The organism is Myxacorys chilensis (genome assembly GCF_059505265.1).
Genome location: NZ_JCACKG010000014.1, coordinates 18,339 through 28,056, shown reverse-complemented (window position 1 = coordinate 28,056; position 9,718 = coordinate 18,339). Strand labels below are relative to the sequence as shown.

Annotated in this window: 10 protein-coding genes; 2 read left to right on the top strand and 8 right to left on the bottom strand. The window is 47.3% G+C overall.

The features are described 5' to 3' along the window. Positions 1–146: 146 nt before the first annotated feature. From AC5JLB_RS00805 to AC5JLB_RS00785, 5 genes are all read right to left on the bottom strand, one after another. The gene (locus AC5JLB_RS00805) at positions 147–821 is read right to left on the bottom strand and encodes a PDC sensor domain-containing protein (protein WP_495871956.1); all 675 of its coding nucleotides are present in this window, start codon (positions 819–821) and stop codon (positions 147–149) included. Positions 822–915: 94 nt separating this feature from the next. After that, entirely contained in the window at positions 916–1,128 is a 213-nt protein-coding gene (locus AC5JLB_RS00800; RefSeq protein ID WP_495871955.1) for a Uma2 family endonuclease, read from the bottom strand. A 268-nt stretch (positions 1,129–1,396) separates the two neighbouring features. Beyond that, positions 1,397–2,302: a heterocyst differentiation master regulator HetR gene (gene hetR / locus AC5JLB_RS00795; protein WP_495871954.1), complete on the bottom strand. Its 906-nt coding sequence runs from the start codon at positions 2,300–2,302 to the stop codon at positions 1,397–1,399. A 417-nt stretch (positions 2,303–2,719) separates the two neighbouring features. Beyond that, entirely contained in the window at positions 2,720–2,887 is a 168-nt protein-coding gene (locus AC5JLB_RS00790) for a hypothetical protein (RefSeq protein ID WP_495871953.1), read from the bottom strand. Positions 2,888–3,022: 135 nt separating this feature from the next. Beyond that, positions 3,023–4,843 carry an FAD-dependent oxidoreductase gene (locus tag AC5JLB_RS00785; RefSeq protein WP_495871952.1) on the bottom strand — a complete coding sequence of 607 codons (1,821 nt, stop codon included), beginning with the start codon at positions 4,841–4,843 and terminating at the stop codon, positions 3,023–3,025. 82 nt (positions 4,844–4,925) lie between these two features. Between AC5JLB_RS00785 and AC5JLB_RS00780 the strand changes: the two genes are divergently transcribed. Both AC5JLB_RS00780 and AC5JLB_RS00775 read left to right on the top strand, forming a co-directional pair. Continuing rightward, positions 4,926–5,981, top strand: a complete 1,056-nt coding sequence (locus AC5JLB_RS00780) for a zinc-dependent dehydrogenase (RefSeq protein WP_495871951.1) — start codon at positions 4,926–4,928, stop codon at positions 5,979–5,981. 44 nt (positions 5,982–6,025) lie between these two features. Continuing rightward, the gene (locus AC5JLB_RS00775; protein ID WP_495871950.1) at positions 6,026–6,394 is read left to right on the top strand and encodes a DMT family transporter; all 369 of its coding nucleotides are present in this window, start codon (positions 6,026–6,028) and stop codon (positions 6,392–6,394) included. On the opposite strand, the gene AC5JLB_RS00770 is transcribed toward AC5JLB_RS00775, so the two are convergent. The 3 genes from AC5JLB_RS00770 to AC5JLB_RS00760 all read right to left on the bottom strand — a co-directional run bounded on the left by AC5JLB_RS00770 (position 6,391) and on the right by AC5JLB_RS00760 (position 9,709). After that, positions 6,391–7,461 (bottom strand): glycosyltransferase family 4 protein, encoded by a 1,071-nt coding sequence (locus AC5JLB_RS00770; protein ID WP_495871949.1) that lies wholly within the window; start codon positions 7,459–7,461, stop codon positions 6,391–6,393. The genes AC5JLB_RS00775 and AC5JLB_RS00770 overlap by 4 nt on opposite strands. Positions 7,462–7,477: 16 nt before the next feature. Continuing rightward, positions 7,478–8,668: a glycosyltransferase family 4 protein gene (locus tag AC5JLB_RS00765; RefSeq protein ID WP_495871948.1), complete on the bottom strand. Its 1,191-nt coding sequence runs from the start codon at positions 8,666–8,668 to the stop codon at positions 7,478–7,480. Positions 8,669–8,743: 75 nt separating this feature from the next. Continuing rightward, the gene (locus AC5JLB_RS00760) at positions 8,744–9,709 is read right to left on the bottom strand and encodes a GDP-mannose 4,6-dehydratase (protein WP_495871947.1); all 966 of its coding nucleotides are present in this window, start codon (positions 9,707–9,709) and stop codon (positions 8,744–8,746) included. Between the last annotated feature and the right edge of the window lie 9 nt (positions 9,710–9,718).

Here is a 9,718-nt window from a genome sequence, read left to right as displayed (position 1 = left end):
GAGATTTTATTTGCTTTGCTTCCCCTGCCGCTTCTAACTAGCAACTTAAGTTAATTTCGTTAAGCATTTTTTCTTCTCTTTGAGGTGTCCAACTCCTTGAAGAGATTTTATTTGCTTTGCTTCCCCTGCCGCTTCTAACTAGCAACTTAAGTTAATAGATGAATGTCGGCTGCAAGCATTCCCAGTAAGCGGCGTTGCGAATCATAGATCGGACGACTAGCAGAGGCAGAAATGTAGGGACCCGTCGGAAAATTTGTAGCATAAATCTTTGCCCAAATGGGTTTACCCGCCGCAATGGGGTCGGTATACCAAGTTTCGCCGAAATTGTTCCAACTCCAACGACCGTTGATCTGAGATCGATTGCCTTGGCTATCGAGGGCGTAGTTGATATTGTTGTTAGGCAGCTTGGCAGTCCAGTCATCAAGGGTGATGGTCTTGCCGTCGTAACGAGCCACTCCAAGCCCTTCGCCCGTTGTCAATCCGATGCCAATATAAGTCAGGTCATACGCCTGCATCTGATCCCAGAAATACTTGCCGACGGTTTCGCGATCGCGCACATCCAACACCCCTCTGCGAATGGCATCTGCATTAATCTGATTCAGCGTTTGGGGAATGGAGAGATAAGACTTCAGGTGTTCGTCTACGACATCGCTAGTCCGAGCCGTCAACTGTTCTGCCAAGTCGTTCACCGCTTTCTGTCCATTTGTAAAGGACAAATAGCCGACTAGCCCGACTGCCCCAAAGATTTGTAGAACGAAGGGAACAACGAGAACCGCCTGTAACGGGAACGCTTTATGTGTGCGGGGATGATGAGTTTTCATCGTTGGAATCTGAAAGTCCGTGCAACTGCATTTATTTCAGAGTTCCCATGATGCCCTTGTGTCTATATTTCTTCAGAAAGCGCAACGGTGTCCGTTAAGCAATCAACTCACTTACAGGAACACTAAATCCTGGTAAGGCACTTTTGGTGCTAACTGTCTCTCCTAGCGTCTTGAGTTCCTGCTGTTGCGACGTAATCACCAGCACCCACTGACTTTCTGGAAACACGAGCCAAACTTCCTGACATTGAGACGTGAGATATTCGCGTACTTTTGTGGCGTACTTTTGTGAAAACCTCTTCAGCTTCACCGCTTGGGGAGATGATTTCAGCGACTAACGAAAAACTATGGGGCAGAATTTTGAAATCCCCATGCTGAATGACCAATTCTGGCGCGAGATCAGCGAATCAGGACAGCGCACTCGTTTACGGTACAAGGCGTTTCAGTATAAACCTCTCCACCTTGACCGCTTGTTCTCCAGTGTAGCCTTGACCTACAAAGGCAATTAGGCACATCAAGGAAACCCTACTGCTTTAACTGATTCCACCCCAAAGCATCTCAGACAATTAATCTTGAGCTTATGTCTGATCGATAGGCCCAAAAACCATCTGCACCACAAACGGTTTACCGCCCGCTTGATGATAACGGTCTGCCCATTGACGCAGAATTTCATCCAGTTCTTCTGCCGCTTGGTCAATACGATCGCTAGGAATATCTAATTCTTCTAACACGCGGATCACCCGCCCTTGCCGACTGACCCAATCCTGCATCAGACGAAAAAATCGCGCGGTATCTTCAATCATCACGTAAGCCCGCTCTTCCGGGTCATCCGGCACATAATAAGAAGCGCGAGCCAGGGCATAAAACGGCATTCCCCAGGGAGAATCAATCCGAGTCACCGTCTTGGAGTAAAGCAGGCGACGCTTGATATGTTCTGCCAGGGCTTCACTGACCGGCATTCGCTGCTCTTCTGGCAAATCTTCTTGCGATCGCTTGTGAAGAAATTCAATTAAATCTAAAAACTGAAAGGAGTTGAGCAGCAGGGCATCGGGTAGATTGGGCGGTAGCCTTTGCTCGATAATCCGCTTTTCTTCAGCGGTGAGGCTTGTACCTGGAATCCGCGATCGCCCCGGTTGCCAAGAATATTGCTCCAGCCAAACGTAGGGAAGCTGGATCAAGTAGCGCGGTTCTTGAGACCCTAACATTTTTAGCAACTTGCCTTCGGCCAGCGCTTTTCGCATTTCTTCGACGATCGCTTTAACCCGCTTTGGCTCAAGGTGATGCAAGTGCCCCGTCATTCGAAGGTTGCCATCTTGCTCCAAATAGGTCATATATATCGCGCATTTAGCGGCAGTGGCAGCGGCATCTAAAAACGCCCCGTGTCGATGTCCGCCCGTTCGCATCGCGCTGAAAGCAAGATACAACATGATCTGATCGATGGCGCTAGGGCTTAAGAGTTTGATCAGATCAAAGTTGGTGGTCATGTTAGGTAGAGCAATTAGCAACAAGGATACACCAATGGGTCAGTAATGACCCCAAAAACTTTAGTCAATACAATAACAGTTCTACTCCTGTAGAAGTTAAGTTTAAGAGTCAAATTAGACGGAAGCGATCGCTCAGGAATAAAGAACGAAGTAACTTCTATTCAACTTCTATTTATTGTATTGAACAACGGTGTTTCTACATCTCCTAGCCTTCCTGATGAAGCAAGGAGTGAACAAGAACGAACTCAATGTTCGCCCATTCTACTAGCGGATGTAGCCTTCAAAAAGATTACATCCGCTAGTAGAAATATTCATCTTTGTTGGCTAAATTGAAAGGCTCTTAACGAATGAACCGCTTAAACAAAACTTGCTTAAGTTAACTTGCAGAACAGTAAGCAACAGCTAGATTTAAGACAATTACACTCCGAATCGTCCACTTCCTCGGTGGTCAAGATAGCTCTTTTGGGACGGATTGGCCGCATTAAATTGATTGGACGGAGAGGAAGAAAGTTGAATCGCAAAAAGTCCTGCGATCGCGGAAGCTATAAACCAACCGGCTAACACAAAGGAAGTTTGAACACGCATAGAATTCAATCTGAATCAAGGGTTATGTTTCCTGATTCAGACAAATCCATAACGCATCAGGACAGATCGCCTGAATTCGCTTAAATTCAGTAACCTTGCCCAGTTGAAGATGACGTGCTTTGAGACTGACGCTGCTTAACCAAGAGATTCTACGCAAAGCCAACGTCCAGCGCTATTTATTCTACCAGAAAGGGTCAGTGATTGTTCGGTCGGATACTGCTTAAGCTGTGCGTCAATCTCGGCGTTAAGCGTGACGAGCGACCAAGGGTGATCCGTGTTTTCTACAGTTAGGCAATACGATTGGTCAGACTGTCGTTGAAAGCGGCCAGAGACAAGAGACGTGGGATAAGCGGTGCGGGGTACGGAGTGGGGAGAGAGGGGGCAGTAGCCGTTAGTAGGGTAGCTTTCGGGATTATTGAGATAATAGTGTTGCCAGAATCGCCAATCAGGATGAGCAGGCGGTAGGTTAAGCAAGGGAATGACGGCAGCAGGCGCGATCGCATCATCAGTCAAGGCATTTTGTAGCGATCGCACGGGTAAGTCTCGTGGCTGGCAGTTCTGTTCAATACACAGTGCTGCTGCCATACCCGCCGCTTGTCCAATGCCTAACACAAGCGGCTGTAGTCGCGTTGCCCCATTGGCAATGTGAGACACTGAAATATTTTTCTCACATACCAAAAATCCATCTACGGTAGCCGAGACGAGACTGCCATAGGGAATGGTGAACGGAGTTCCGGTGTAGCGTCCGCCCCAGCGCATCGATTTCGGCTTTAGCGGAATGTCGCCACTTGGGTAGTGATGATCGTTGGCGTAGTTGCCTATCGCGATCGCTTCACACCAAGTTTCTACCCTTTCGCAGCCCTCAGCAGTGATGGCGATGGGTAGAGGGGCAACAGCGCCTTGCGGCAAAATATTTTGTTCTCGAACGGTGACTCGCCCGATCAGCCGACGGCTCTCGCGGTAGTAAGGATGCAGCGCAAACGCCCCGCCTCCTAAACTTCCAGATTCGTTGGGAAATGCTGTTTCTGCTAAACCGTAGCGCCGACCCAAGTGAGTTTGAATGAAATGAGCAAAGCCTTGAGTGTGCCAAAGCGCCTCTTGAAGGAATTGATTTTTTAGCGTATTCGATAAAATAAGCCGTTCTACGCCTTCTCCATAATCATTGCCCCGACCCGGAAAATTGATCATAAAGTGATCATTAGGTAAACGCCCGTACGTTAAGAAGCGATCGCCTCCGTACTTCTCCCAAGCCCCCACAAACTTCTCCGGATCATAATTTGGAGGAGCCGGAATGGGGGGTGCGTCTTGTCCAAACTCTTTGAGCACAACCACCCAAGTCGGCGCTTGTACCGGATAACGCTCTGTCAAAGCACTGGGAGAAGCGGGCGCACTCGGCTCGTTCCATTCTGACTGAAACTCCCAGCCCCAACGATGGGGAATGTCGCCGAGCGCCAGCAAATCTCCTAGCTCTGTACCATCGATCGTAATTTTGGCGTAGACCGTCACATCCTGAAATCGGACTCCAACGACACGATTAGCGCCCTGCGCCACGTTAGAGAACAGGGCTTGGCCGCGTGAGGAATCGCCTTGTTTTAAAACTTCGACAGGCTTCTGACCTGAGATCCAGTGGAGATTAGGAAGTTCAGTCACCCAATCGGCAAAAATTTCTGCTCCAACCCTGGGTTCGTAGGTAAAGAAACTAACCCAAGCGTTGTCTAGTCCGCCTGCCTGCCGTTGCTCAAGCGATCGCAAAAATGTACCCCAAATTCCGGTCTGAAAGGCTTCTAGCTCATTGCCATCTGGCGCAGCAACGCCAGCGCTCGTGAGCATTCCGCCGAGCCAAGCAAACTCACTCACTAAAATGGTGCTAGCCCCTCGCCTCGCCGCTTGGATTGCGGCGGCTGTTCCTCCGGTACCACCACCCACCACCAAAACATCTGTCTGAAGAATTTGCATATGTCTTAAAGACCCAAACCAACCGCTACGGAACAACAGCTAATGGTACAGTCACTATCAAAGGAGTTTTCAAGAAATTCACATGAAAGCGCAGGTGTTTCGAGGCGTTAACCAACTCAGCTACGAAGACGTGCCGTTACCTGAGATTGGCAATGATGAAGTATTGGTGCAGGTTCGCGTGGTTGGGCTATGTCAGTCTGACATCAAAAAAATCAAGTACCCGCTCTACCAGCCGCCCAGAATTTTTGGGCACGAAATGGCGGGCACGATCGCGGCAGTCGGTGACCAAGTGAAGCACTGGACGGTGGGCGATCGCGTAGTGGTGCTGCATCACATTCCGTGTATGCACTGCGCTTACTGCCTCAATGAGAATTTTTCGATGTGCGATGTCTACAAGAACGTCACAACAACGGCTGGCTTTACGCCCAGTGGCGGCGGATTTGCCGACTATGTGAACGTTCCCGGTCATATTGTGCGCAATGGCGGTTTGATCGCGATTCCAGATGATGTGACGTTTGAACAGGCCAGTTTTGTCGAGCCAACCAACTGCTGTCTCAAAGCGGTGAAGAAAGCTCAAATTGCTCCGGGGCAAACGGTGCTGGTGACTGGGGCAGGACCGATCGGACTGATGTTCATCATGTTGGTGAAGCATTTTGGGGCGCGGGCGATCGCGACCGATTTGATTCCATCTCGCATAGAAAAAGCAATCAGTGTCGGCGCAGAAGCCGCCTTCGATGCTCGTGATCCAGAGTTGTCCCATAAGATCCAGGCGATGACAGGCGACATGGGTGCAGATGTTACGCTGCTCGCCGTTCCCAGTGATAAAGCCTTTTTCCAAGCGTTGGACTGTACCCGCAAAGGGGGAAAAATTCTCTTTTTCGCCGAGTTTCCCGATGAATTAGAAATTCCAATTAATCCAAATCTTCTGTATCGCCGCGAAATTGATTTGATGGGCAGTTACAGTTCGTCTTACCGCGTTCAAGCGTTGGCAGCAGATATTGTGTTTAATCATCGAATCGATGTGGATGCCTTGATCAGCGATCGCTATCCGCTTCAGGAATTAGCGACTGCCGTTGATCAAGCGATCGCGCCTACTCCAGAGACCTACAAAATCCTGCTCTACCCAAGGAATTCTTAGTGTCGCTGTAAACTGATGAAATGTAGCCCATTGAAGGATAGTTTGTGACTGTTCAAGAGTTTCTGTTATTTCTCCTGTCACTGATTGCGGGTGTGAGCGGACAGTTTTTTTTGAAAACGGGCGCTCTCAAACTCGGCAAACTAACGGCCAGCAATGCTTTCAATCATGTCATGAGCATTGCCACTACACCCGAACTAGTGATAGGACTAGCATGCTACGGCATTGGAGCAGTATTGTACATTTTGCTATTGACTCGTGTGAAGCTCAGCGTTTTAGCTCCAGCCGTTGCTTTGCAATACATTTTTTCGGTTCTCATCGGTCATTTTGTATTTCGCGAGTCGATTCCGCTGGTGCGAGTGTTTGGAATGGCGTTTATTATCTGTGGTGTTGTTCTCCTTCTGGCCAAGGATTAAAGATACTGCCTAAGAATGTCAGTCGTTGTTGCAGAAGTTTTTTGCCAGCTAAATTGCGTCGCGCGATCGCGTCCTTTCTGATTTAACTGAGCGCGGAGTTCTGAATCGACCGTGACCTTGTGCATAGCGTCTGCGATCGCGTTGACATCATACGGATCAATCAATATCGCAGCATCACCGGCGACTTCAGGAATCGACGAGAGATTTGAGGTGATCACGGGCGTTCCACACGCCATCGCTTCGAGGACGGGTAAGCCAAATCCTTCCCAGAGACTAGGAAAAACAAGTGCGATCGCGCCATTGAGCAAGTTCGGCAACTCTGCGTAGGGAACATAGCTCAAAAATATGACCCGATTTGCCACGCCTAATGCCTTTGCCTGGGCTAACAAGATTGGAGTGTAGCGATCGTCGGGCGATCCGGCAATCCAGAGTTCGTACTCTTGATCGGGCAACGTTGCGAAAGCCGCGATCAGACGCTCTAAATTCTTATAAGGATCGTGGCGACCAACATAGAGAAAATAATTTTGAGTCGGTAAGTCTAAAAATCGAAAATGAGCTTCATCATACGAGATTGGAACAACTGTCATTTTCCGGTGAGAAATTTGATAGAAATTGAAGGCATCGTTTGCTGTCGCTTCCGAATCACACAATACATGCTCTGCTTGCTTTAGAACCTGTGGAATATAGTAGCGAAAGTAGGATGTTAGCGGCGAGGTTCGACGCGGAAATCGTAGCGGAATCAAATCATGAAGCGTCACCACAAAACGGCAATTTGAAGATAACGGCGCTTCAGGGATCGGCGAGAAAAGCAAGTTTGCCTTAAGTTCTTTATAAATTTTAGGCAAGCTAAACTGATTCCAAACAAGGCGTGAGAAATGCCCTTTTGTACCCTGATCGGGAGTGAGCTGATCTGAAATTTGATAACACCGAAAGTTTGATAAGAGTTTTCCTGTTAACAGAACTGGATTAAGCGATTCTAAGGCGGTCAAAAGATTTTTAGCATACACCGTATGTCCTGTTGGTTTGGATGCTAAAAAAGATAAATTAACCAGGAGTTGACCAGACAAAATAAATCGAGAAGAGTTACGACATTAGAAGTCTATAAGCTTTTAGCGTTTCTTTTGCAGTATGGTTCCAAGAAAATAGTTTTGCTCGTTCTTTTCCTTTGGAAATCAGCTGATCTCGTAACGAAGAACTGCTGACCACTTGCAAAATTGCATCCGCTAAATCAGTCATCGCATCCGGTTCAACTAGCAGCGCGGCATCTCCCACCACTTCAGGCAGAGAGGACGTGTTTGTGGTGATGACTGGCGCACCCAGCGTCATCGCTTCTAGCGCCGGCAAACCAAACCCTTCGTAGTAAGACGGGTAAACAAAAACGTCCGCTTTTGAGTAGAACAACGCGACCCGTTCATCAGAGAGATAGCTGAGGTGATGAATGTGGGTTTGATAGCGCGATCGCGCTATCCGTTCAAAAATCGATTGATACAACCAGCCTTTCTGACCAATCAACACCAGTTGATGCTCAAGGTGATATTTTTCCTTCAAATAATCAAACGCTTCGATTAATGTGGCAATGTTTTTGCGAGGCTCAATCGTACTCACAAATAAAATATAGGGTTTAGAAAAATCGTAATCTACAGAAGTATCGGTCAGCGATTCTTTCAAAGTCATGCCTTGCGCTAACCGATTTCCATCTTCAACCGCGTAGCGGCTCGCCAGCGGGGTAACAAAAACTTTTTCTTGTGGCACCCCTAATAATTCAACAATATCTTGTTTGGAACTCTGAGAAATTGTTAACACCAAGTCAGTCCATTGAAGGCATCGTTTAACTCGTTCTGTATAGGCCTTAACAGTGGAATTTGTGAACTGAGGGTACTTCACAAACGTTAAATCATAAATTGACAAGACTCTCTTACTATTTCTAAATGGAAAAACCGTGTAGTTCGTTCCATGAAAAATATCTGAAAAACCAAAATAGTCTTCAAGATACGGCAGGAATAATTGAGGAGATTTGATGAAAAGATTAGATGCTTTTACAGGCAGTGGAAATAGGCGCAGCCCTTTAAATTCTTTAAGTGGTTCCGGACACGAAAAATTACCTTTGAGCCAACCTTTTAGACTAATTTGATAAATAATATCAAGCGCAAAATCCTCTTGCGGCTCCTGCCTTAATCGTATCTCTTCTAATGCTCGAATTAAATTCACCACATAAAACCCAATTCCGCTTGGCTTCGGCAGAACGGGCGTTGCATCAATGGTAATTTTGAGCATTAGCGAATTTGAAAAACAATGTTTCTAATTTTCTCATCAGATGGGTTGCTGCTTAAGAAAACGTCAACTCAACTATTACTTCTCACTCAATCGCTTTAAATCATGGTCAACCATCAACTCTACAAGCTGCTCAAAGGAGTATTGAGGTTGCCAGTTTAACTGCTTGCGAATTTTGTCAATCGAGCCAACCAACTGCACGACTTCATCCGGGCGGTAGAAAGATGGATCGACAGAAACGTAGTCCTCCCAATTCAAACCAACACAGCGAAACGCACATTCCACCAATTCCCGTACAGAGTGGGTTTCACCACTGGCAATAATAAAATCATCGGGCTTATCTTGCTGCAACATAAACCACATCGCATGAACGGCATCCTTGGCATAACACCAGTCCCGCCTAGCATCAAGATTCCCAAGCTTAAGGTCTTGGCTCATGCCTAGCTTAATCATGGCAGCCGCGTGAGTAATCTTGCGAAATACAAACTCTGTCCCTCGGCGAGGCGATTCGTGAGTGTAAGTGATGCCGCAACAGGAATACAACCCATATTTCTGACGATAGTTGATGGTCATCCAGTGCGCGTAAGCTTTAGCGACACCGTAGGGATTACGAGGACGAAAGGCGGTTTGCTCAGTTTGAGGTGATTCATCTGGTTGCCCGAAAACTTCACTACTGGAGGCTTGATAAAATCGGGCGTCTGGCTTGCAGCGTCGAATTGATTCGAGCAACCGAGACACTCCTAAGGCAGTATATTCTGCTGTCAAGGCAGGCTGAGTCCAAGATAAAGGCACATAGCTTTGAGACGCTAAGTTGTAAATTTCATCTGGACTAGATTCGGTAATCACGTCCATTAGCGAGGACTGATCGAGGAGATCGCCAGAGAGAATCTCAACCTTATCAGCAAGGTGATTGATGCGATCGAGGTTGCCAGAACTTGACCGCCGCACTAAACCAAAGACTTGATAGCCTTTATCGACTAGCAATTCAGCTAGATATGATCCGTCTTGTCCAGTTAATCCAGTGATTAAAGCTTTCTTCGCCATACTGATCAA

Excerpts from the sequence above, each read along its gene's own strand:
- AC5JLB_RS00785 (WP_495871952.1), bottom strand. The coding sequence starts at position 4,843 with ATGCAAATTCTTCAGACAGATGTTTTGGTGGTGGGTGGTGGTACCGGA.
- AC5JLB_RS00805 (WP_495871956.1), bottom strand. The coding sequence starts at position 821 with ATGAAAACTCATCATCCCCGCACACATAAAGCGTTCCCGTTACAGGCG.
- AC5JLB_RS00765 (WP_495871948.1), bottom strand. The coding sequence starts at position 8,668 with ATGCTCAAAATTACCATTGATGCAACGCCCGTTCTGCCGAAGCCAAGC.
- AC5JLB_RS00780 (WP_495871951.1), top strand. The coding sequence starts at position 4,926 with ATGAAAGCGCAGGTGTTTCGAGGCGTTAACCAACTCAGCTACGAAGAC.
- hetR (WP_495871954.1), bottom strand. The coding sequence starts at position 2,302 with ATGACCACCAACTTTGATCTGATCAAACTCTTAAGCCCTAGCGCCATC.
- AC5JLB_RS00760 (WP_495871947.1), bottom strand. The coding sequence starts at position 9,709 with ATGGCGAAGAAAGCTTTAATCACTGGATTAACTGGACAAGACGGATCA.
- AC5JLB_RS00790 (WP_495871953.1), bottom strand. The coding sequence starts at position 2,887 with ATGCGTGTTCAAACTTCCTTTGTGTTAGCCGGTTGGTTTATAGCTTCC.